Genomic DNA, 20,580 nt, shown 5'->3' on the forward strand with positions numbered 1-20,580 from the left:
CGGGATCCTGCGGGGCCCAGGGCACGGGAAGGAACGTCTTGAAGTACCTGCGATCCGTCCGCGGCCGCATGCTGTGCATCGCGTTCATCCCCGGTGGCGGGCTTGTCGTCGTGGCGCTCGTGATCGCGTTCTTCCTGGTCCACCAAGCGGTTCGGACCAGCGACCTGGCGATGGAGACGGCGGGCGCCGCGGACCGGACGGCGCGTTCGGTGGGCGTGCTGCAGGCCCAGCGCAGTGACGCGATGGCCGCGCCCGACCACCGGGCCGGGGCGTACGCGAATTTCACCCAGCGGATCGACGGCGCGATCACCGGACTGCGCGACTACGCGCGCCGCGCCCCGAACGCCGAATCCGGGTACCAGCAGACGACCGCCGTCGAGCTGCTTTCCGTCGCCGAGGGCATGGACCGCTCCGATTCCCTCGCCCTCGCGGGGATCGACGGGGTGACACGGCGGCCGTACGCCGCCGCCGTGGCCGCCTACCGGGCCGACCTGACCCGGGTTGCGCCCCAGCTCACCGAGAGTGGCCGGACGGCGTACGAGTCGCTCACGCGCAGCGCCGATTGGAGCAGGCTGGCGGCCGTCGAGGACGCGTTCGCCACCGCGGAACCGTTGCCCGTCCCCGAATCGACGTGGCGCAGCGCCGCCTACACCGTGTCCCAGCAGCTCGGCCGGCTGTACTCGCAGCAGAGCCAGTACGCCGTGCAGCTGACCCTCGACGACGGCCGCCGCACCCTGGCCGGCGCGCTCGCCGCGGGCACGGCGCTGCTGCTGTTCGCCGGGCTCCTGCTGGTCGTCGTGCGCCGGCTGGTCGCGCGGGTGCCGGTGCCGGTCGTGCCGATCATGGTGCCGATGGCGCACGCGGCCATCCCGCGCCCCCGGCACGCACGGTCACGACGGCCGCGCACGCCGGAGCCGTGGCCGCTGAAAGCCGTGCTCGACGACTTGCGGCGATTTTAGGCCGATGACGGAGCGTCATGGATTAGGCCGAAAAGAGCACGCGGTTGGCCCACACGCCACGCCGTCGCGGTCGGGCAGACTGGGGCGCGTGAGTCCCCACTCGGATCTTCGCCCCTACCTGCGCACTTTGGACGCGGAGACGCTGGCGGACCTGCTGCACGCCCACGCCGAGCGTGACCCTGAGTTGCGCCACTCGCTCGAACTGCGCGCGGCCACCCAATCCGGTGACGTCAGCGAGGCGCACCGGCTGCTCGACGCCGCGGTGACCGACGGGAACGTCGAGTACACCGCGAAGATCGGCGCGGTCCTCGACACGCTGCAGCGGATGCTCGACCTCGGCAGCCGCGCCGACCTGGCCCCGCTGGCCCGCCGCACGGTCGACGACATCAGCGAGGTGCTGGAACAGTCCGGCGACCACACCGGCGACCTCGGCGACCGGCTGGAGCGGGCCGTCGAGCTGTACGCCCGCGCGTGCACCGCCCGGCCGCCGGACCCGGAGAAGCTGGCCGACTGGATCCTCGAGGTCGAGTTCGACGGCCCGGGCTGGCCGGTCATCGACCTCGCCGAGTTCGCCACGGCACTGGGCGAGCCGGGCCTGCGCCGGATCAAGTCCACTGTGGACGACGTGCTCACCGCGACCGAGGCCGGGCACCGCCGTGACGTGGCCGAACGGCTCCGGGAACAGCTCGCCGAGGTGCTCGGCGACGTCGACGAGCTGGTCGCGATCCTGTCCGCCAAGCCGCCGCGGCGCGACGTCAGCCTCAAGATCGTCCGGGTGCTGCGGGCCGCCGGGCGGCACAGCGAGGCCATCGCGCACGCCGCCCGCGCGTTCCTCCACGACAAGAACGGCCACGCGCCGCCACCGCCACCGCCATCGCCACCGCCGGCACCGGTCGAGGAGGACGACGACGTTTCCCGCCGTCGCAAGGACTTCGACGCCCGGCCGGACCGCGAGACGTACGCCGCGCTGCGCGAAGCCGCCACGGCCGCGGGCAAGTGGACGTCGCAACGGCGAGCCGCGCTCGCCCGCCTGCGCGAACTGGCCGCCGAAGGGCCCGAGCAGGCCGAGGAGCTCGCCCGCGTCCTGCTCGACGACGGCCGTCCCGACGAAGCCTGGCGCGCCTGCGTGCGGTTCGGGGCCTCGCCGGAACTGCGGCTCGAACTGGCCGAGCAGCGCGCCGCCGAGCACCCGGCCGAGACGATCCCGGTCTTCCGCGAGCACGTCGAAGAGCTCATCGAGCGCAAGGACCCGCAGGCCTACCAGGAAGCCGCGCGCCGGCTGAAGCTGTTGCGCAGCTTGCACAAGCGCGCCGAAACCCCGGACGAATTCACCGCTTACCTTGCCGCGCTGGTGGAAACCCACCGCCGGAAAACCCGCCTGATCACGGAAATCCGTACCGCGCGGATCGCCTTGCCGAAAGCCGTATCCTCGCCGCGCACGCCTCGTTGACCGAGGTGAACCGGTGTTTCACGTGCACCGGGACATCGAAGGTCCCGCCAAGACGGCGACGCTCTTGGCCAGCGATGTCGCGGTGGCCCTGTTCCGCCGTCCGGCTCGGCGCCTCCCCGCCGAGCCCGCGGCGGGACCCGCGCCAGGGCCACCGCGACCAGCTCTGAAAGCATGAAGGCATGAGCCCGGTAAGTCGCGCCCGCAAGAAGGCACCGCAGCCCGTCACCCACAGCGTGACCGGACTGTTCAAGGACGTCCTGAACGACTTCTCGGCGCTGGGCGCCGACCCTTCCCCGGTCGACGTCGAGCTCCTCACGTCCGAAGTCCTCGGCCAGTTCCACGACGTCCCGCTCGAAGAGGGCGACGAGCCGCTGGGCCTCGAGCTGATCGCCTTCGCGCAGCGCAAGATCACGCCGGGCGCGGCCGCGCTGCTGGCCGCGCTGAAGGTCGTCGCGGAATCCGACGTCGAGCGCAAGGCCGCCGAAGACGGCCTCCAGGTTGTCCTCGGCCGCGGCATCCCCGAGCCCACCTGGGCCGCCGGGCTGGGCCGGGCCACCGCCGGCGAGTGCTGGCGGACCGGTGACGTCTACGGCGACGAGTCGTCCCTGCTCTGCGTCTTCTCCCACGGCGACCAGCAGCACGGCCTGCTCGCGCTGCTCGACTTCAGCGAGGCCGGCCGCGTGCGCGACCTCGTCGTGATCGAGCAGCCCGGCGAAGTCCTCGCCGAGATGCGGGCGCAGGCCGACGCCGACCCGGAGCTGGTCGTCTTCGAAGCGGTCGAGCCCGCCGAGGCACACCGCCTGCTCGCGGACGGCCTCGCCGCGACCGACCACCTCGACGAGGCCGACGTCAGCGAGGACTACGCGCGCTTCCACGCCGTCGCGCTCACCTGGAGCCGCGCGCTGCCGGAGCCCGCGCTCGTCCCCGAGATCGCCGAATGGTCCGAGACCGAGCGAGCGGCCGTCGTCGAGCAGTTCGTCGCGGCGAGCGGTGAAGACGCGGACGCCGCGCGCGCCATCGGCGGCCTGCTGCTGGAGCACGGTGTGCGCACCGACCCGGCGAACCCGCTGCGGGTCGGCCCGGAGAAGCTCGCGCGGTTCCTCGAGGGCCTGCTGGGCGAGGAGTACGAGCTCGACGCCGACCACGAGGAAGCCGTCGAGCCGGTGGTCCTGGCCTGGGTGCAGTGGACGGCGGAGCGGGCCGGCCTGACCGAGACGGCGATCGCCGCGCTCGACGAAGCCGTCGCCGACTACCTGAGCGAGTACGCCGACGAGGACGACTCCCCGCTGGAGCGCTACTTCGGCGACGTCGGCGACCTGTCGCCCACCGAGCTGGCGGACGCGCTGGAGCGCCGGATGTTCGCGGTGCCGTCGCTGACCACGGAGATCGAGGACGAGGAGGTCGACCTCGACCCCACCGACCCCGACCAGCGCCGTGCGCTCGTCATTGCCGAAGCCGACGAAGACGAGGACGAGCAGCGGCTGGTGCTGCGCGCGACGATCGTCGACCAGCTGTGGGACGACGAGCCCGCCGAGGTCTGGCAGGTCGTGCAGCGCCTGCAGGAGGGCGAACTCGACCGCGACGAGATCTTCGAGCGGCTGATCGACGCCCTGGAAAGCAGCCTGCTGGACTCGGAAAGCCTCGAATACGACGCCGACGGTTACCTGGAAGCGCTGGCCGAGCTGGCCTGAGTCACGGGAGGGGGCCCGCGGGCTCGACGGGCTTGGTCTTGCGGCGGCGCTCCTGGATCTTGTCGTCGAAGTCCACGACGAACGTTCCGGCGGCCATCGCGATCAGCAGGGCCAGACCGAGCACCGCACCGACCCACGTGAGGATCATCTCGAACATCGTGGGCCTCCTCCCCAGCTCAGAGTCGTTTTCCGGTCTCCTTCAGGGTCGCTTTCCGAACGGGGCACCGGTATCGGCCAACCGGTTACGCCTGACGGCCCCGCCTCGGCCGATCGGCCGGTGAACGGACGCGGAACGTCGCCGCGCGCAACACCGAGTGCCCGGGTGTTCGCCCAGTGTGGGAATGATCGGCATGTGGGTGACGGGGTGCGTCACCGATCCGACGAATCAGAGCTTGCGCAGGCGGACCCGGTTGATGGTGTGGTCGGCGTCCTTGCGCAGCACCAGCGTCGCGCGCGGCCGCGTCGGCTTGATGTTCTCCATCAGGTTCGGCTCGTTGATCGAGCGCCACAGGTGCCGCGCCTCGGCGCGGGCCTCGTCGTCCGGCAGGCCGGCGAAGTGGTGGAAGTGCGACGCCGGGTCCGCGAACGCCGTGTGCCGCAGTTCCAGGAACCGCTCGATGTACCAGCGCTGGATGTCGTCGGTGTGCGCGTCGACGTAGATCGAGAAGTCGAAGAGGTCGGACACCATCAGCCGCGGGCCCGGCTGCAGCACGTTCAAGCCCTCGAGGATGAGGATGTCCGGCTGCTGCACCACCTGCTCCTGGCCGGGCAGGATGTCGTAGGCGAGGTGGGAGTACACCGGCGCGGCGACCCGCTCGGCGCCCGACTTGACCTCGGTGACGAACCGCAGCAGCGCGCGGCGGTCGTAGCTCTCCGGGAACCCCTTGCGGTGCATGATCCCGCGCCGCATCAGCTCGGCGCGCGGGTGCAGGAAGCCGTCGGTGGTGACCAGGTCGACGCGGGGGTGGTCCGGCCAGCGGGCGAGCAGCGTGCGCAGGATGCGGGCGGTGGTCGACTTGCCGACCGCCACGCTCCCGGCGATGCCGATCACGTACGGGACCTTCGTGCCGCGGGAGTCGTCACCGAGGAACGTCGTGGTCGCTTCGTAGAGCCGCTGGCGCGCGGCGACCTGGAGGTTGATCAGGCGGGAGAGCGGGAGGTAGACGTCGGCCACTTCGGCCAGGTCGACCTGCTCACCGAGACCACGCAGCCGCAGCAGCTCCGCCGCGGTCAGCGGCAAGGGCGTCGAACTTCGTAGTTCTTTCCATTGTTCCCGGTGCAGCTCGACATACGGGCTGAGTTCGCGGACCCGGGTCATCGCACACTCCTCCGGCCGTCGCCTGCACTGGCGGACGTTTCACCTGCGTGATTAACGGTAGGGCTTACGGCCGGTGAACGCGCTGTGATGTAGTCCACCCCCTAACTTCGGGTGATCACCGAGGGTGACGGCTACCGAAGACCTCGTCCCAGGCCGCCGCGACCTGCCGCGCGCACGTGGCGGGGTCCACCCCGCCGACGCCGGTGCCCAGCCCGGGCATCGCGATCGTGTCCACGAACTCCCGGACCGGCCCGTCGTCGAGCCGGCCGTCGCGCCAGTTCAGGAACACCGCGCGGGCGGCGAGGTACGGGTGCACGGTGTCGGCGGGCAGCCGCTCGCCCGGTCCCCGCATGGTCGGCGCGCTGATCAGCCACGCCGGTTCGGCTTCGCCGGTCGGGACGATCACGGCCTCGCCGATCGGCAGCTCGCCGCCGTGAAAGGCCAGGACGGCACTGCGAACGCTCTGCTCGACACCCGGGAACGCCCGCGCGTAGACGGCGTCGATGCCGCCGCGCATCCAGCCGTAGGAGTTGGCCGGGCTGACCACGGCCTGGGCGACGACGTCGAGGACCGACCCGCGATGCACCCGGACCCGGCCGACCACTGATTCGGCAGCAGTCGTCCAGGCGGTGGCGAGTGGTTCGTCAACGGCGCACAGCACCAGCTCCGGTGTGCGAGGGGAGACCGGCGGGTGTGCGCCCTCACGGCCGGTGTGCGTGCCCGAGTCGGCGGTCACGCACCTAAGCATCGCAAAAAATGCCACCCGGCGTAACCGGGTGGCGTACCGGCTGTCCGAGTGAAAGTCGCCACCCCCGTAGCCTGGTGGCGTGTCACGGATCGCATACTTCGGCCCCCAGGGGACCTTCACCGAACAGGCCGCGCGGGTCCTCGCCGCCGGCGAAGAGCTGGTCCCGGTCGAGACCATCCGGCTGGCGATGGCGGCCGTCCGCAAGGGTGAGGTGGACGCCGCGTGCGTCCCCATCGAGAACTCCGTCGAAGGTGTGGTGCCCGGGACACTCGACGGCTTCAGCGAGGCGACCCCGCTGGTCGCCGTCGCCGAGGCCATCCTGCCGGTGCACTTCAGCGTGCTGACCCGGCGCGGCGGCGCGCCGATCCGGACCGTCGCCAGCCACCCGCACGCGCTCGCCCAGGTCCGCGACTGGCTCGCGGCGAACCTGCCGGACGCCCACCCGGTGGCGTCGTCGTCGACGTCGGCGGCCGCGGTCGGCGTGCTGGACGGCGATTTCGACGCCGCCATCTGCGCGCCGGTCGCGATCGAGCACTACGACCTCGAGGTGCTGGCCACCGAAGTCGCCGACGTCACCGACGCGGCCACACGGTTCCTGCTGGTCCGCGAGCCGGGTGAGCTGCCCGCCCCGACCGGCGCCGACCGGACGTCGGTGGTGGCCGCGGCGGTCAACCGCACCGGCACGCTCGCCGAGCTGCTCACCGCGCTGGCCGACCGCGGGATCAACCTGACCCGCCTCGACGCCCGGCCGACCCGCAACAACTTCGGCGAGTACCGCTTCTTCATGGACTTCGAGGGGCACGTGGCCGAGCCGCGGATCCTCGACGCGCTCACCGCGTTGCGCCGGCACTGTCGCAACCTGCGCTTCCTCGGTTCGCACCCACGCGCCGACGGGATCCGCTCGACGATCGAACCCGGCTTCGGCAACAACGAGTTCGTCGAAGCGGCCACGTGGGCCGAGGCGGTCCGCAAGGGAGAGCTGGCGTGAGGCTGCTGCTCATCCGCCACGGCCAGACCGACGGGAACGTCCGGGGCGCGCTCGACACCGCCCTGCCCGGCCCGCCGCTGACGGACCTCGGCCGCACGCAGGCCGACGCGCTCGCCGAGCGGCTGGCGGGAGAGCCGATCGTCGCGGTCTACGCGTCCCAGGCGATCCGCGCCCAGCAGACGGCGGCGCCGCTGGCCGCGCGGTTCTCCCTGGACGTGCAGGTGGTCGACGGCGTCCACGAGGTCGTCGCCGGTGACCTCGAGGGCGCGACCGACCACGAGTCGATCCGGACGTACATGGGGACGGTCCGGCGGTGGACGCTCGGCGAGCTGGCGCCGGCCCTGCCCGGCGGCGAGAGCGGCACGAGCGTCCGCACCCGCATGCTCGACGCGGTCACCCGGCTGCGCGCCAAGCACGAGCAGGCCGACCCGGACGGCGTGGTCGCCCTGGTCAGCCACGGCGGCGCGATCCGCCTGACCGGCGAGTGGCTGGCCCCGAACGTCCACGCGGACGTCGCCAACGCCGCCCTGATCCCGAACACCGGCCTGGTGGAGTTCGACGCCCGCCCGGACGGCGAGTGGTACTGCCTGACCTGGGTCGACACCCCCCTCTGACCGCGCCCCGCACGATCACCGGAACGTGGTCGCGCGATCGCGGAAGTGCACCACATGGATTTAGAGTCTGTGGGTAATTAACGAGTGGGAGCCAACCCACCCGGGGGCCGGTACGTCTACCGACCAGGAACACCCAACTAGGGAGGCGAATGGAATGCAGCTTTCACGGTTGTTCCCGGTCGTGGCGGCCTCGGCGGGCGTCTTGGCGCTGTCCGCCTGCGGGGGTGGAGCCACCCCGGCCGCCAGCAGTTCGACACCGACGACGTCGGAGTCGCCGACTTCCACGACGGCCACCACGGCCGCCTCGAGTCCCAGCAGCTCGGCACCGGCCCCTGCGCCGAGCGCCGCGCCGGTGGACAACGGGCTGTGCAAGGCCGGGGACGTCAAGCTCGCGCTCGGGCAGGGTGACGCGGGCGCCGGCTCGCTGTACCGCCCGCTGCGCATCACCAACTCCAGCTCGAAGCCGTGCACCATCCAGGGCTTCCCCGGGGTGTCGTACGTGGCCGGCGAGGACGGGCACCAGGTCGGCAAGGACGCCTTCCGCGAGGGCACCAAGGGCAACGCGGTCAAGCTCGACCCGGGCCAGACCGCGGCCGCCGACATCCAGTTCGTCAACGTGCGGAACTTCGACTCGGGCACCTGCCAGCCGACCACGGTGAAGGGCCTGCGGATCTACCTGCCGCAGGAGACCGCGTCGAACTTCGTGCCCGCCGAGGGCACCGGCTGCGCGAGCACGAAGATCCCGGGCAACCAGCTCGCCGTGAAGACGGTCCACCCGGCCTAGATGCGGCCGCAGATCTCCTTGGCCTCGACCAGGTGCCGCTGGCCGGAGATGTCGTTGAAGTGCAGGCTGAGCACCATCCGGCTGACACCGTCGATGTGGTCGGCCAGCGGCTGGTAGGTGGCGTTCACCTGGGCGGCCGCCGCGGCGAGCTCGCGCGCGGCCGTCATCCGGTGCAGGCGCTCCCCGCTGAGGCCGGGCGTCAGCGACGGCTGCGCGTCCCGGCTCGTGTCCGGCAGCTCGCCGATGCGGTCGAGCGCCTGGCAGGCCGCGAGGGCGTCGTCGAGGGCGCCCGCGTGCACGCCGGACAGGCCCCAGAGCAGGCCGAGCACCCCGCCGCCCAGGACGAACCCGGCGACCGCGCACAGCACCAGCATCCGGCGTGACGGCGGTGGGCCCGCCGTCACCTCGCCGGTCTCGGCCGACGTCTCGTCCGAGGGCTCGTCGAAGTCGGGACCGGCCTCGGTGCCGGTGCCCGGGTCCACGGTGCGCATAAGCCGCCTCCCACCACCTGGGTGATGAGACATTTCAGCTCACAAACCCGGATCCTGGTGCAGTAGTGCCCCGGCTGAGTCCGATTCGTCATCCAGCGAGGACCGCCGCAGCGCGCCGAACGCGAGCCCGGCGATCACCAGCATCACCACGCCGGACACCGCGAACGTCCGTGCGGCCGTGCCGAGCGCCTCGGTCAGCACCCCGCCGAGCAGGGCGCCGAGCGGGATCGCGCCCCAGACGACCGTGCGCCACACCCCGAGCACGCGGCCGAGCAGCGCGCCGGGCACCAGCCGGTGCCGCGCGGTCGCCAGCACGACGTTCACCGCGACCACCGCCGCCGCGAACAGCCCGAACAGCGCCGCGCCCGCGACCGGCGAGCGGACCAGGCCCATCCCGCCGAACCCGGCGGCGCACCCGATGATCCCGCCGACCACAACCGCGCGGCGGCCGGCCGCACGCACCAGCCGTGGGGTCACCCCCGCGCCGATCAGGCCGCCGATGCCGCCGACGAACGCGAAGAACCCGAAGGTCGCTTCGGACAGGTGGAGGTCTTCGAGTGCGTAGAGCACCAGCTGTGCCTGCGCGAGTTCGCTGACCAGGCTGAGCAGGCCCGCGATCGTGACCAGCCGCAGCAGCAGCGTGTGCCCGCGCAGCCAGCGCAGGCCTTCCGCGAGCTCGGTGCGCAGCTTCGCCGGCCGGACCGCCACCTCCGCCACCTCCGTCGTCCCGCGGTAGGTGCCGGCCAGCCCGAGCAGCACCGCCGCCGCGATCGCGAACCCCGCGGAGTTCAGGAAGAACGGGAAGGCGGCGAAGAGCGCGAACGACAGGCTGCCGATCGGGCCGCCGAGGAACGTCTGGCCGACGATTTCGCACGCCTGCAGCTTGCTGTTGGCCGCGTCGAGCGAACCGTCGCCGACCACCGCCGGGACCAGCGCGTTGGCCGCGCTGTCGGCGATCGTCTCGGCCGTCCCGATGACCAGCGCGGTCAGGTAGACCAGCCAGATCGTCATCCCGCCGGCCGCGACGACCACCGCCAGCACGCCGACCGCCACCGCGCGCACGGTGTTCGCGACGATCATCGCGCGCCGCCGGTCGATCCGGTCGACCAGCGCGCCGGCCACCGCGGCGAACAGCAGCCAGGGCAGGAACTGGGTGGCGGACAGCCCGGCGATGAGCACGGGGTCGCGGGTCAGGGTCGAGGCGAGCAGGGGCAGGGCCACCTTGCCGAGGCCGTCGCCGAGGTTCGACGCGGCGCTCGACGTCAACAGCCAATTGAGTCCGCGGGTCTTCTCCATCGGCCCCCCGGCACTGCTCGCAGTCACCCCATGACTTCGGGTAACAGGATAAAGGCGCTGTCACCCGTTCGTGGTCACGGTGTCACTACGTGTGCGAGCTCAGCCCCAGCCGAGCTCGTGGAGCCGGGCGTCGTCGATGCCGAAGTGGTGACCCAGCTCGTGCACCACGGTGATCAGCACTTCTTCGACGACTTCGTCCTCGTCCTCGCACATCGAGAGGATCGGCTGCCGGTAGATCGAGATCCGGTCGGGCAGCACCCCGCCGTACGACGACGTCCGCTCGGTCAGCGCGATCCCGTGGTAGAGCCCGAGGATGTCCGGCGCCTCGTCGTTGAACTCCTCGACCAGCACCACGACGTTGTCCATCGCCTTCGCGAACTCCGCGGGCACCTCGTCCAGGGCCTCCGAGACCAGTTCTTCGAACCGCTCCCGGCTCATCTCGACGGGCATCAGCCGTTCTGCTTCGACGTCGGCGGGGCGGAGCTCGACGTCGCCGGACCGCCGCCGCCGTCCGACGGCGGGCCGCCGTCCTGGGGCTGGCCACCGTCCTGCGGCTGGCCGCCGTCGGCGCCCGCCGGCGCCGCCTTGATGCTGCCGGTCACCGCCTGCAGCCCGCTCTTGTCCGGCAGGAGCGCCGCGACCTTGCAGTTGACCTTGGCCGACCCCGCGTCCCAGCTCTCCTGCTCCCGCAGGTCCCAGGTCAGGATCAGCTTCTTCGCGTCCAGGTCGGCGCCGCCGGTGTAGTCCGACGCCTGCTTGGTGCACTCGGTGTCGAGCCAGGCCTTCTGGTCGTCCTGCGACGGGTAGCCGTCCTTGAACTTCGTCTTGAGGTCGAGGGTCGCGATGATCTCGTAGGAGTGCGGCTTCGTGCAGTCGACCGGGTCGCCGACCCCCTTGCCCTGCAGCGCGAGGCAGGTGCCCGGCTCGAACACGAGCGACTGGTCCTGCTCCTTCGCCGGTCCGGTGGTCGCCAGCAGCGTGCCGCCGGGGCCCGCCCACTGCAGGCCGCACCGCAGCTGGCGGTCGCCGTCGTCCCACTGTGACGGCGTCGGGCGCAGCAGGTTCGTCGTGAGCTTGCCGTACGGGTCGAGGTTGTGACCGAGGTACGGCTTCACGTCCGAGGTGCACTTCTGCTGCGCGATCTGCTGCCACTGCTCCAGCGACGGCACCGGCGCGCCCTCCGGGAACTGCGCGCCGATGTCGACGAGCGCGGTCACCTCGAACTTGTGCGGCTGCGTGCAGGCGACCTTGCGCGCGTCGCTCGCGTCGGGGTTCGTCCAGGTCAGGCAGCTGCCGGGCGGGGAGTGGAAGGCCTCCTCCGCCTCCGGGGACAGCTTTCCCGCCCCGCCACCGGACCCGCCGGCAAAGCCGCCGCTGCCGGTGAACAGGACGCTGAGGGCGAGCGCGATGAGCGCGCCCGCGAAGATCCCGCCCATCACGACGCGAGTGCGCAGCGTCTGCGTGGTGGCGGCAGGGAACCGATCGGCGCTGGGAGACATCGCAGTCCATGATGCCCGCGCCGCGTGTGACGTGCGCGATCCGGGTGGTTAGGGTGGGCCACGGGTTCGTGGTGGCAGCGATTACGGAGCGTGTATGACGCAGGACAACAACACTGGGGACCAGCCGCCCCCCGAACCGCCGCAGCGCGGTTCGATGAGATTCCAGGACTCGAGCACCCAGCCCCGCCAGCCGTCGGTCGCGGAGCAGCGAGCGCGTCAGCAGGCCCTCGCGCAGGAGGAGCGTGACGCCGAGCTGGCCCGCCAGGCCGACGCCAAGGCGGAGACCCGGCGGAAGATCCTGATCGGCAGCGGGGTCACCGTCGGCCTCGTCGGCCTGGTCGCGACGTTCTACACGGTCGCCAAGCCGGCCGGCACCGTCACGGCGGTTTGCACCGACGCCAGTGGTGTCATCCAGAACGACGACAACTGCGACGAGAACTACGTGACCAGTCACGGCGGCCACGTAAGCGGCGGTTTCCTGTTCCTGCCGATCGGTGGTGGCGGTTTCAACAGCTACCGCTACAACTACGGCGGCACCGGCACGATCGGGCAGCGCGTGTCCGGCGGCACGTACGACGCGCCGTCATCGCGCACCAGCGTCAACACGAAGTCGGGCAAGTCCGTCCAGCGCGGTGGCTTCGGCATCAGCGGCAAGAGCGGTAGCACCGGCGGCGACAGCGGCAAGAGCGGGGGATCGTAGGTGTACCGGGACCGGCGTGAGCCGCGGCGAGACTGGCAGCGGATCGTCGAGGAGCAGGGACTCGTCTACGGCACGCCGGCCCGCGACAGCAGCGGCCGGATGCGGCCGTACTGGGACGAGTCGGTGCACTACGTCTTCGACATGGACGAGGTGCTCTCGCTCGAAGCCGACGTCGAACTGCTGCACTCGATGTGCCTCGAGGCCGTCGACAACGTCGTGACGACCGAGGGCTACCAGCGCTTCGGCATCCCCGAGTGGGTCTGGCCGCACATCGCGGAGTCGTGGAAACGGCAGGACCCGCACGTCTACGGGCGGTTCGACCTGCGCTACGACGGCAAGTCGCCGGCGAAGCTGCTGGAGTACAACGCCGACACGCCGACCACGCTGCTCGAGGCGTCGCTGCTGCAGTGGCACTGGAAGACCGACGTCTTCCCGGACGACGACCAGTGGAACTCGATCCACGAGAAGCTGGTCGAGCGCTGGGCGTTCCTGCAGGACAAGCTGCCGTCGAACGAGCTGCACTTCACCTGGTCGGCGGCCGACCCTTCCGGCGAGGACAACGTCACGACGGCGTACCTGCAGGAGACCGCGGCCGAGGCCGGGCTCGACACGGTCGGCCTGGCGATCGAGGAGATCGGCTGGGACCCGCTGCTCAAGCGGTTCGTCGACCTCGAAGAGTCGCAGATGGCGACCGTGCTGAAGCTGTACCCGTGGGAGTGGGTGGTCGACGAGGAGTTCGGCCGCAACGCCGTCGAGTCGCTGCCGCGGACGCTGTGGATCGAGCCGCTCTGGAAGATGATCCTCTCCAACAAGACGCTGCTGGCGGTCCTGTGGGAGAACTACCCGGGCCACCCGAACCTGCTGCCCGCGTTCGCCGACGACCCCGGGATCCTCACCGAGTACGTCCGCAAGCCGAAGCTGGGCCGCGAGGGCGCGAACGTCCAGATCGTCGCCACCGGTTACGAGACCCAGACCGACGGTGTCTACGGCGCCGAAGGGTTCGTCTACCAGGCGTTCGACCCGCTGCCCGAGTTCGACGGTTACCGGCCGGCGCTCGGCGCGTGGATCGTCGGCGACAGCTCCGCGGGGCTGGGCATCCGGGAAACCGGCGGCCTGGTGACCGATGACGGTGCGGCATTTGTCCCACACCGCATCCCCGAGTCGTGATACAACACCGCTGCTGATCAGCTCTTTTTCCTGGGAGAGAACTCGTGAACACGACCCTTGCGCTGTCCGACACGTTCGGCTCCGACCTCGTGCGGGGGATCGGCGCGATCCTGCTCTACGGCGTCATCGGCCTGCTGCTGATGTTCGCCGGCTTCTACGCCATCGACTGGACCACCCCCGGCAAGCTGTCGAAGCTGGTCACGCAGGGCCTGCCGAACGCGGTGATCGTGACCGCGTCGGGGATGCTCTCGATGGCGTTCATCGTCGTCGTGGCGATCTTCAACTCGGCGAGCGACCTCACCGAGGGCTTGATCACGTCGCTGGTCTACGGCCTGCTCGGGATCATCGTCCAGGTGGTCGCGGTCCGGCTGCTGGAGTGGGCGACCCGCATCGACGTGGCGTCGACCATCGAGAGCGAGCACTTCGCCCCGGTCAGCATCGTCGTCGCGGCGGCGCACATCGGCCTGGGCCTCGTGGTGGCGGTCGGCATCTCCTGACGATCACCCTACGATCGACCGTGAGCCGGGCCAGATACATGGCCCGGCTCTGTCGTTCCCACTAGCGTGGGGTGCGTGCGCCTGCTGAGGACACCGGACGACCGGTTCACGGACCTGCCCGACTTCCCCTTCGAGCCGAAGTACGTCGAGCTCGACGACCCGCACGGCGGCGTGATCAGAGTGGGTTACGTGGAGGCCGGCCCGGCCGACGGCGAGCCCGTGCTCCTCCTGCACGGTGAGCCCAGCTGGTCGTACCTCTACCGCAAGATGCTCCCCGTGCTCGCGGCCGCCGGGCTCCGCGCCATCGCGCCGGACCTCGTCGGGTTCGGCCGGTCCGACAAGCCGGGCGACCTGGTGGACCACACCTACGCGCGGCACGTCAACTGGATGCGCGGGTTCGCCTTCGACGCCCTCGACCTGCACGACGTGACGCTGGTCGGCCAGGACTGGGGCGGCCTGATCGGGCTGCGCCTGGTCGCCGAGCACCCGTCCCGCTTCGCCCGGGTCGTCGCGTCCAACACCGGCCTGCCGAGCGGCGACCACGACATGCCGGCCGTCTGGCACGCGTTCCGCGAGGCCATCGAGAAGGCCCAGGTGCTGGACGTCGCCCGCTTCGTCCAGTCCGGCTGCCGTTCCGAGCTGTCCGACGAAGTCCGGGCGGCGTACGACGCACCATTCCCGAACGAGATGTACAAGGCCGGCCCGCGCGCGATGCCCGGCCTGGTCCCGTACTCCCCGGACAACCCGGCGACGGAGGCCAACCGCGCGGCTTGGAAGACCCTTTCCGAGCTGGACCTGCCGTTCCTGGTCGCGTTCTCCGACGGCGACCCCATCACCGGCGGCCTGGCCCCGATCCTCCAGCGCTCGATGAAGGGCGCCCAGGGCCGCGAGCACCCGGTGATCGCGGACGCGGGCCACTTCCTGCAGGAGGACAAGGGCGAGGAGCTGGCCGAGCACGTGGTCAGGTTCATCCGCGGCTAAGCAGCCCGCCGGAAGCCGGCAACGCAAGCCGACCACGAGGTCACCAGACCTCCCCCGCCCCTCGTCCCAAGCTGCACTTCAGTCGACGCTCGGGTTTGTCAAGGCACGCTTTCCCGCCTTGACAAAGCTGAGCGTCGACTGAAACTCCTACCGGAGGGGCGGGGGAGGTCGGACCCGTCGTTCTGCCGCGGCAGAACAAAAAGATTGTCCTCGCCGGACGGGCAGGCTCCGGGATGACCACCGGTCCCGCTGTCTTCTCACCTCTGTGAGATGGGCCGCTGGGTGGTCATCCCGTCGCCTGAACGAGGCCTATCACTTTGAGCCGGGCCCGCAAGCTTGCGTCGCTGTCTTGTGGTGCGCTGTGGGTTGCGGGCCCGGCTCAAAGTGATTTCACGGCCTCAGGCGACGGGATGACCACCCAGCTCCTTGGTTTTAGAGGGCTGCGTGCGTCGCCGCCAGGGAGTCGACCAGGATGTCCAGGCCCTCCTGGGCCTCCTCGGCGGTGAGCGTCATCGGCGGCCCCAGCCGCAGGACGTTGCCGTGCAGACCGCCCTTGCCGATCAGCAACCCGCGCTTCTTCGTCTCCTCCAGCATCCGGGCCGCCGCCGCCACGTGAGGCTCGGTCGTGCCCGGCTTGATCAGCTCCACGCCGATCATCAGCCCCTTGCCGCGCACCTCGGCCACCAGCGGCGAACCAGCCGAACGCAGCCCGTCGAGCAGCTGACGGCCGCGCGCCGCGCAGTTCGCCTGCAGGTCGTGGTCCTTGATGTAGTCGAGCACCGCCGTCGCGCCGGCCATGGACACCGGGTTGCCGCCGAACGTCGAGAACGACTGGGCCTGGAAGCAGTCCAAGACGTCCCCGCGGGCCACCACGCCGCCGACCGCGAGGCCGTTCCCCAGGCCCTTCGCGAACGTCATCATGTCCGGCGTGACGCCGTGTGCGTCGATGCCCCAGAAGTGCTCGCCGGTGCGGCCCCAGCCCGTCTGGACCTCGTCGGAGATGAACAGCACCCCGTACGAATCCAGCACCTCCTTCATGGCCCGGAACAGGCCGTCCGGCGGGAGGCTGAACCCGCCGACACCCTGGATGGGCTCGGCGATCAGGCACGCGACGTCGCCCGCCGTGGCCGTCTCCAGGACGTCCACGAGGTCGGCGACACAGGCCTTGATGTAGTCAGCGTCGGACATGTCCCGGAACGGGCTCCGGTAGCGGTAGCCGCCGTGGACGTAGTTGACCTTGACCGGGCTCAGCGCCGACGCCGACCAGCCGCGGTTGCCGGTGATGGCGACCGTTCCGAAGGACCGGCCATGGTAGGAGTTCCGCATCGCCAGCACCTGGTTGCTGCGCCGGAACTGCGTCGCGAGCATCAACGCCGTGTCGTTGGCCTCGCTGCCGGAGTTGGTGAAGAAGACCTTCGCGTCCGGGATGCCGGACAGCGAAGCGATCCGCTCGGCCAGCTCGACCTGCGAGCGGATCAGGTACAGCGTCGAGGTGTGCAGGATGCCGGTGTCGAGCTGCTTGCGGACCGCGTCGCCGATCTCGGCGACGTCGTAACCCATCGAGTTGGTCAGCACACCGGCGAAGAAGTCGAGGTAGGTGCGGCCCTGCGAGTCCGTCATCCGCCGGTCGTGCGCGTGCACGATTTCGATCGGCTCCTCGTAGAGCAGCGACATCCAGGACGGCATGACAGCGCGGTGCCGGGCCAGCAGCTCGTCGGTCATCAGACGCCTCCTCCGGGGTTTCTTGGAGTATGAGGAGCCCGCGAACAGCGCTTCAACGATCAGACTGTCGGGATAACCCAGTAGGGACGCACAGTCTGTACGGACTACCCTCTGTCTTCGTGATTGACCCCAGGACTCTGCGCGATGACCCGGAAGCCGTGCGCGCGTCGCAGCGCGCTCGTGGTGAAGACGAGGGAGTGGTCGACAAGCTGCTCTCCCTCGACTCCCGGCGCCGCTCTTCGATCGCGGCCGCGGACAAGCTGCGCAACGAGCAGAAGATCCTGGGCAAGCAGATCCCGAAGGCGCCGCCGGCGGAGAAGCAGCAGCTGCTGGCCACGGCCAAGGAGCTCGCCGCGCAGGTCAAGGCCGCGGAGGCAGAACAGAACACCGCCTCGGAGGAGTTCGACACGCTCTTCCGCACCGTGGCCAACCTCGTCCACCCGGACGCGCCGGTCGGCGGCGAAGACGACTTCGCCGTCGTCAAGCACGTCGGCGAGCCGACGAAGTTCGACTTCGCCCCGAAGGACCACCTCGAGCTGCTCGAAGCGCTCGGCGGCGTCGACATGGAACGCGGCGCCAAGGTCTCGGGCTCGCGGTTCTACTTCCTCACCGGCGTCGGCGCGCAGCTGCAGCTCGGCCTGCTCAACATGGCCATCGCGCAGGCGCTCGAGAACGGCTTCACGCCGATGATCACGCCGTCGCTGGTCCGCCCGGAGATCATGGCGGGCACCGGCTTCCTGGGCCAGCACTCCAGCGAGATCTACCACCTCGAAGACGACGACCTGTACCTCGTCGGCACGTCGGAGGTGCCGCTGGCCGGCTTCCACGCCGACGAGATCCTCGACCTCAACGACGGCCCGAACCGCTACGCGGGCTGGTCGTCCTGCTACCGGCGCGAGGCCGGCTCCTACGGCAAGGACACCCGCGGCATCATCCGCGTCCACCAGTTCGACAAGGTGGAGATGTTCGTCTACACCAAGCCGGAGGACGCCGAAGCCGAGCACGAGCGGCTGCTCGGCTGGGAAGAGCAGATGCTCGCGAAGATCGAGGTGCCCTACCGGGTCATCGACACCGCGACCGGCGACCTCGGCACGTCCGCGCACCGCAAGTTCGACTGCGAGGCGTGGATCCCGACGCAGGACACCTACCGCGAGCTGACCTCGACGTCCAACTGCACGACGTTCCAGGCCCGCCGCCTCTCGGTGCGCTACCGCGGGGAGAACGGCAAGCCGCTGATCGCCGCGACGCTCAACGGCACGCTGGCGACCACCCGGTGGATCGTCGCGATCGTCGAGAACCACCAGCAGGCGGACGGCTCCGTGCGCGTGCCGGAGGCGCTGCGTCCGTTCGTCGGCGGCAAGGAAGTCCTCACGCCGCGCTGAATCGGGCGGATCCCCGGTGCTCTCCCGTTCGTCCCAGTATCGTGCGGGCCGAACGGGAGAGGACTCATCGCATGCGCATGAAGTGGCAGGTCGTGGTGGCGCTGGCCGCCCTGACCGTGGTGTCCGGCTGCACGGTGGCCGTCAGCGGTTCGGCGGCGCCGGTGCCGGGCCAGGGCCCGATCGCCAAGGCGATGGACGCCTGCACGCTGCTCGACGAGGCCCAGCTCGACGCCCTCGGCTACGAGGCCAAGGGCCGCTCGGTGGAGGAGAACAAGGAGCGGCTCCAGACGCCGATGTGCCTGTGGAACACGAAGGACGACGTCGAGCCGTCGGCGATCCTCAACGTCGGCTACACCACGGACATCGACTTCAACGAGTACATCGCCGGCGCCGTCCCGAAGTCCGGGCCGCAGCAGATCGCCGGCTTCACCTGGACGCAGTACCCGTCGATCATCGGGGACGACTGCGTGATGTACGCCATCCTCGGTGACAAGTCCTTCGCGTACGTGAGCGTTTCCGAGCCGCCCCTCGAGAAGGCCTGCGAGATGGCCAAGGTGACGATCCCGCGGGTCGCGGCCCACCTGCCCGGCGGGCAGGACGCGCCGTCGATCACCCCGACCGGGCCGGCGAAGGCCGAGCCGGGCGGGCCGCTGCTCTCGGTCGACCCGTGCACGATGCTGAAGCCGGAGCAGGTCGCGCAGCTGCCCGGCATCAAGCCCGAAGGTGAGAAGGACAACTCGTCCGCGGTGCCGAACGCGTCCTACTGCCTGTGGGACGACACCGACGGCGACCAGGGCCAGAAGGCGTTCGAGGTCTGGTTCGGCCCGAGCACCCCGGTGACCGAGTGGCCCGGCGCGAAGGGTGTCCCGGCGACCGAGACCCTCGACGTCGGCGGCAAGAAGTGGGGCCTCTTCCCGAACATGGGCGGCCTCCGCGCGACCTGCGGCGCGACCCTGGCGATCACCGAGACGTCGTCGGTGCAGGTGGTCAGCGGGTTCATCGGTGACGACACCAAGACGTGCGACCTGGTGAAGAAGGGCCTGCCGCTGGTGACGGCGAACCTGCCGGGCTAGGCGGACACCTGGTCGGCGATGTGGCGCGCGATCTCGAGCGCGCTCGTCGCGGCCGGCGACGGCGCGTTCAGGACGTGCACCTGGTCACGCGCGGTCTCGATGAGGAAGTCGTCGACGAGCGAGCCGTCGCGGCGCATCGCCTGGGCACGCACCCCGGAGCCGTGGCGGACGATGTCGTCTTCGGTGACGGCCGGGACGAGCCGCGCGAGGCTGGCGGCGAACCGCTTCCTCGAGAACGAGCGCCGGACCTCGTCGAGCCCGGTCGGGAACGCGTACTTCTTCGCGAGCCGCCAGACGCCGGGGAAGGCGGCGACCTCGGCGACGTCCTTCGCGGAGAAGTCGCTCCAGCGGTAACCCTCGCGGCGCAGCGCGAGCACGGCGTTCGGCCCGGCGTGCACACTGCCGTCGAGCATGCGGGTGAGGTGCACCCCGAGGAACGGCAGTGTCGGGTCCGGAACCGGGTAGATCAGGCCCTTGACCAGGCCACGGCGTTCGGGCTTGAGCTCGTAGTACTCCCCGCGGAACGGCACGATCCGCGCCGACGGCGTCAGCCCGGCCAGCCGCGCGACACGGTCGGAGTGCAGGCCGGCGCAGTTGACGAGCCCGTCCGCGACGATGACGTCATTGCCGGTGGCGACCTCGACCCCGCCGTTGCTCCCGGCGCGGATGGCCAGCGCGGGACTGTTGAGGCGAAGGTCGACGCCGGCTTCGTCGAGCAGCCGGACGAGCGCTTGGCACACGCCCGGGAAGTCGATGATCCCGGTGGATTCGACCCGCAGCGCGGCGACGCAGGCGACCTCGGGCTCGTACTCGCGGGCTTCGGCGGGGGAGACCTTCTTCGCCGGGACGCCGTTCGCTTCGGCCCGCTCGGCGAGTGTGTTGAGGGCGGGGATCTCCTTCGCGTCGGTGGCGACGACGAGCTTCCCGCACACCTCGACCGGCACGCCGTACTGGCGCGCGAAGTCCACGATGGACCGGTTGCCGGCGACGGACATCCGCGCCTTGAAGGAGCCCGGCTTGTAGTAGAGCCCGGCGTGCACGACGTTCGAGTTGTGCCCGGTCTGGTGCGCCGCCCAGTGGGATTCCTTTTCCAGCACCGTGACGTCCAGCCCGCGCCTGGTCAGCTCCCAGGCCACGGCCAGACCGACGATCCCACCCCCGACGACCACCACGTTGCGCACGATCGACCAGGCTACGCGAGTGTGCTGCGGCTGCCGCTC

21 protein-coding genes are annotated in these 20,580 nt (G+C 70.7%); 12 read left to right on the forward strand and 9 right to left on the reverse strand.

Going from position 1 to position 20,580, the window contains the following annotated elements:
• The first annotated feature begins 38 nt into the window (after positions 1-38).
• The 3 genes from ACIA5G_RS00860 to ACIA5G_RS00870 all read left to right on the forward strand — a co-directional run bounded on the left by ACIA5G_RS00860 (position 39) and on the right by ACIA5G_RS00870 (position 4,100).
• Entirely contained in the window at positions 39-959 is a 921-nt protein-coding gene (locus ACIA5G_RS00860) for a nitrate- and nitrite sensing domain-containing protein (RefSeq protein ID WP_395920157.1), read from the forward strand.
• Between the two features lie 88 nt (positions 960-1,047).
• The gene (locus ACIA5G_RS00865) at positions 1,048-2,409 is read left to right on the forward strand and encodes a hypothetical protein (RefSeq protein WP_395920158.1); all 1,362 of its coding nucleotides are present in this window, start codon (positions 1,048-1,050) and stop codon (positions 2,407-2,409) included.
• Positions 2,410-2,588: 179 nt separating this feature from the next.
• Entirely contained in the window at positions 2,589-4,100 is a 1,512-nt protein-coding gene (locus ACIA5G_RS00870) for a hypothetical protein (RefSeq protein WP_395920159.1), read from the forward strand.
• Between the two features lies 1 nt (position 4,101).
• Here the strand turns inward: ACIA5G_RS00870 and ACIA5G_RS00875 are convergent, their stop codons facing one another.
• From ACIA5G_RS00875 to ACIA5G_RS00885, 3 genes are all read right to left on the reverse strand, one after another.
• Positions 4,102-4,257: a hypothetical protein gene (locus ACIA5G_RS00875; protein WP_395920160.1), complete on the reverse strand. Its 156-nt coding sequence runs from the start codon at positions 4,255-4,257 to the stop codon at positions 4,102-4,104.
• 228 nt (positions 4,258-4,485) lie between these two features.
• Positions 4,486-5,418 (reverse strand): type I pantothenate kinase, encoded by a 933-nt coding sequence (gene coaA, locus ACIA5G_RS00880; RefSeq protein WP_395920161.1) that lies wholly within the window; start codon positions 5,416-5,418, stop codon positions 4,486-4,488.
• Positions 5,419-5,533: 115 nt separating this feature from the next.
• On the reverse strand, positions 5,534-6,154 hold the full coding sequence (locus tag ACIA5G_RS00885; protein ID WP_395920162.1) for a macro domain-containing protein: 621 nt from the start codon (positions 6,152-6,154) through the stop codon (positions 5,534-5,536).
• A 91-nt stretch (positions 6,155-6,245) separates the two neighbouring features.
• Here ACIA5G_RS00885 and pheA point away from each other — a divergent pair, with 91 nt between their 5' ends.
• From pheA to ACIA5G_RS00900, 3 genes are all read left to right on the forward strand, one after another.
• Positions 6,246-7,154, forward strand: a complete 909-nt coding sequence (gene pheA / locus ACIA5G_RS00890; protein ID WP_395920163.1) for a prephenate dehydratase — start codon at positions 6,246-6,248, stop codon at positions 7,152-7,154.
• Positions 7,151-7,768 carry a histidine phosphatase family protein gene (locus tag ACIA5G_RS00895; protein ID WP_395920164.1) on the forward strand — a complete coding sequence of 206 codons (618 nt, stop codon included), beginning with the start codon at positions 7,151-7,153 and terminating at the stop codon, positions 7,766-7,768. The genes pheA and ACIA5G_RS00895 overlap by 4 nt, the downstream gene beginning before the upstream one ends.
• Before the next feature lie 154 nt (positions 7,769-7,922).
• The gene (locus ACIA5G_RS00900; protein ID WP_395920165.1) at positions 7,923-8,552 is read left to right on the forward strand and encodes a DUF4232 domain-containing protein; all 630 of its coding nucleotides are present in this window, start codon (positions 7,923-7,925) and stop codon (positions 8,550-8,552) included.
• Here the strand turns inward: ACIA5G_RS00900 and ACIA5G_RS00905 are convergent.
• From ACIA5G_RS00905 to ACIA5G_RS00920, 4 genes are all read right to left on the reverse strand, one after another.
• On the reverse strand, positions 8,549-9,043 hold the full coding sequence (locus ACIA5G_RS00905; protein WP_395920166.1) for a hypothetical protein: 495 nt from the start codon (positions 9,041-9,043) through the stop codon (positions 8,549-8,551). The two genes, ACIA5G_RS00900 and ACIA5G_RS00905, sit on opposite strands and share 4 nt — an antisense overlap.
• Before the next feature lie 39 nt (positions 9,044-9,082).
• The gene (locus ACIA5G_RS00910; protein ID WP_395920167.1) at positions 9,083-10,339 is read right to left on the reverse strand and encodes an MFS transporter; all 1,257 of its coding nucleotides are present in this window, start codon (positions 10,337-10,339) and stop codon (positions 9,083-9,085) included.
• Positions 10,340-10,438: 99 nt separating this feature from the next.
• Positions 10,439-10,789, reverse strand: coding sequence for a metallopeptidase family protein (locus ACIA5G_RS00915; RefSeq protein WP_155548455.1), 351 nt, complete (start codon positions 10,787-10,789; stop codon positions 10,439-10,441).
• Complete coding sequence (locus ACIA5G_RS00920) at positions 10,789-11,838, reverse strand: septum formation family protein (protein WP_395920168.1); 1,050 nt, start codon at positions 11,836-11,838, stop codon at positions 10,789-10,791. The genes ACIA5G_RS00915 and ACIA5G_RS00920 overlap by 1 nt, the downstream gene beginning before the upstream one ends.
• A 154-nt stretch (positions 11,839-11,992) precedes the next feature.
• Here ACIA5G_RS00920 and ACIA5G_RS00925 point away from each other — a divergent pair, with 154 nt between their 5' ends.
• The 4 genes from ACIA5G_RS00925 (at position 11,993) to ACIA5G_RS00940 (ending at position 15,183) form a co-directional block, all read left to right on the forward strand.
• Positions 11,993-12,538: a hypothetical protein gene (locus tag ACIA5G_RS00925; protein ID WP_395920169.1), complete on the forward strand. Its 546-nt coding sequence runs from the start codon at positions 11,993-11,995 to the stop codon at positions 12,536-12,538.
• The gene (locus ACIA5G_RS00930) at positions 12,539-13,705 is read left to right on the forward strand and encodes a glutathionylspermidine synthase family protein (protein WP_395920170.1); all 1,167 of its coding nucleotides are present in this window, start codon (positions 12,539-12,541) and stop codon (positions 13,703-13,705) included.
• Between the two features lie 44 nt (positions 13,706-13,749).
• Entirely contained in the window at positions 13,750-14,202 is a 453-nt protein-coding gene (locus tag ACIA5G_RS00935) for a DUF350 domain-containing protein (protein WP_395920171.1), read from the forward strand.
• A 66-nt stretch (positions 14,203-14,268) separates the two neighbouring features.
• Positions 14,269-15,183, forward strand: a complete 915-nt coding sequence (locus ACIA5G_RS00940) for a haloalkane dehalogenase (RefSeq protein ID WP_395920172.1) — start codon at positions 14,269-14,271, stop codon at positions 15,181-15,183.
• Between the two features lie 432 nt (positions 15,184-15,615).
• Here ACIA5G_RS00940 and ACIA5G_RS00945 read toward each other — a convergent pair whose 3' ends face one another.
• Positions 15,616-16,905: an aspartate aminotransferase family protein gene (locus ACIA5G_RS00945; protein WP_395920173.1), complete on the reverse strand. Its 1,290-nt coding sequence runs from the start codon at positions 16,903-16,905 to the stop codon at positions 15,616-15,618.
• A 119-nt stretch (positions 16,906-17,024) separates the two neighbouring features.
• On the opposite strand from ACIA5G_RS00945, the gene serS reads away from it, so the two are divergent.
• Entirely contained in the window at positions 17,025-18,287 is a 1,263-nt protein-coding gene (serS, locus tag ACIA5G_RS00950; RefSeq protein ID WP_395920174.1) for a serine--tRNA ligase, read from the forward strand.
• Between the two features lie 71 nt (positions 18,288-18,358).
• A complete protein-coding gene (locus ACIA5G_RS00955) occupies positions 18,359-19,360 on the forward strand; it encodes a DUF3558 family protein (RefSeq protein WP_395920175.1) in 1,002 nt (333 codons plus the stop codon).
• On the opposite strand, the gene lhgO is transcribed toward ACIA5G_RS00955, so the two are convergent.
• Positions 19,357-20,541: an L-2-hydroxyglutarate oxidase gene (gene lhgO / locus ACIA5G_RS00960; protein WP_395920176.1), complete on the reverse strand. Its 1,185-nt coding sequence runs from the start codon at positions 20,539-20,541 to the stop codon at positions 19,357-19,359. The genes ACIA5G_RS00955 and lhgO overlap by 4 nt on opposite strands.
• Between the last annotated feature and the right edge of the window lie 39 nt (positions 20,542-20,580).

Source organism: Amycolatopsis sp. NPDC051758 (assembly GCF_044453095.1).
GTDB lineage: Bacteria > Actinomycetota > Actinomycetes > Mycobacteriales > Pseudonocardiaceae > Amycolatopsis.

What these genes read in the sequence shown, in the direction of transcription:
- ACIA5G_RS00870 (WP_395920159.1), top strand. Translation starts at nt 2,589, where the DNA reads ATGAGCCCGGTAAGTCGCGCCCGCAAGAAGGCACCGCAGCCCGTCACC.
- ACIA5G_RS00875 (WP_395920160.1), bottom strand. Translation starts at nt 4,257, where the DNA reads ATGTTCGAGATGATCCTCACGTGGGTCGGTGCGGTGCTCGGTCTGGCC.
- coaA (WP_395920161.1), bottom strand. Translation starts at nt 5,418, where the DNA reads ATGACCCGGGTCCGCGAACTCAGCCCGTATGTCGAGCTGCACCGGGAA.
- ACIA5G_RS00900 (WP_395920165.1), top strand. Translation starts at nt 7,923, where the DNA reads ATGCAGCTTTCACGGTTGTTCCCGGTCGTGGCGGCCTCGGCGGGCGTC.
- ACIA5G_RS00905 (WP_395920166.1), bottom strand. Translation starts at nt 9,043, where the DNA reads ATGCGCACCGTGGACCCGGGCACCGGCACCGAGGCCGGTCCCGACTTC.
- ACIA5G_RS00910 (WP_395920167.1), bottom strand. Translation starts at nt 10,339, where the DNA reads ATGGAGAAGACCCGCGGACTCAATTGGCTGTTGACGTCGAGCGCCGCG.
- ACIA5G_RS00915 (WP_155548455.1), bottom strand. Translation starts at nt 10,789, where the DNA reads ATGCCCGTCGAGATGAGCCGGGAGCGGTTCGAAGAACTGGTCTCGGAG.
- ACIA5G_RS00920 (WP_395920168.1), bottom strand. Translation starts at nt 11,838, where the DNA reads ATGTCTCCCAGCGCCGATCGGTTCCCTGCCGCCACCACGCAGACGCTG.
- ACIA5G_RS00925 (WP_395920169.1), top strand. Translation starts at nt 11,993, where the DNA reads ATGAGATTCCAGGACTCGAGCACCCAGCCCCGCCAGCCGTCGGTCGCG.
- ACIA5G_RS00945 (WP_395920173.1), bottom strand. Translation starts at nt 16,905, where the DNA reads ATGACCGACGAGCTGCTGGCCCGGCACCGCGCTGTCATGCCGTCCTGG.
- ACIA5G_RS00955 (WP_395920175.1), top strand. Translation starts at nt 18,359, where the DNA reads ATGCGCATGAAGTGGCAGGTCGTGGTGGCGCTGGCCGCCCTGACCGTG.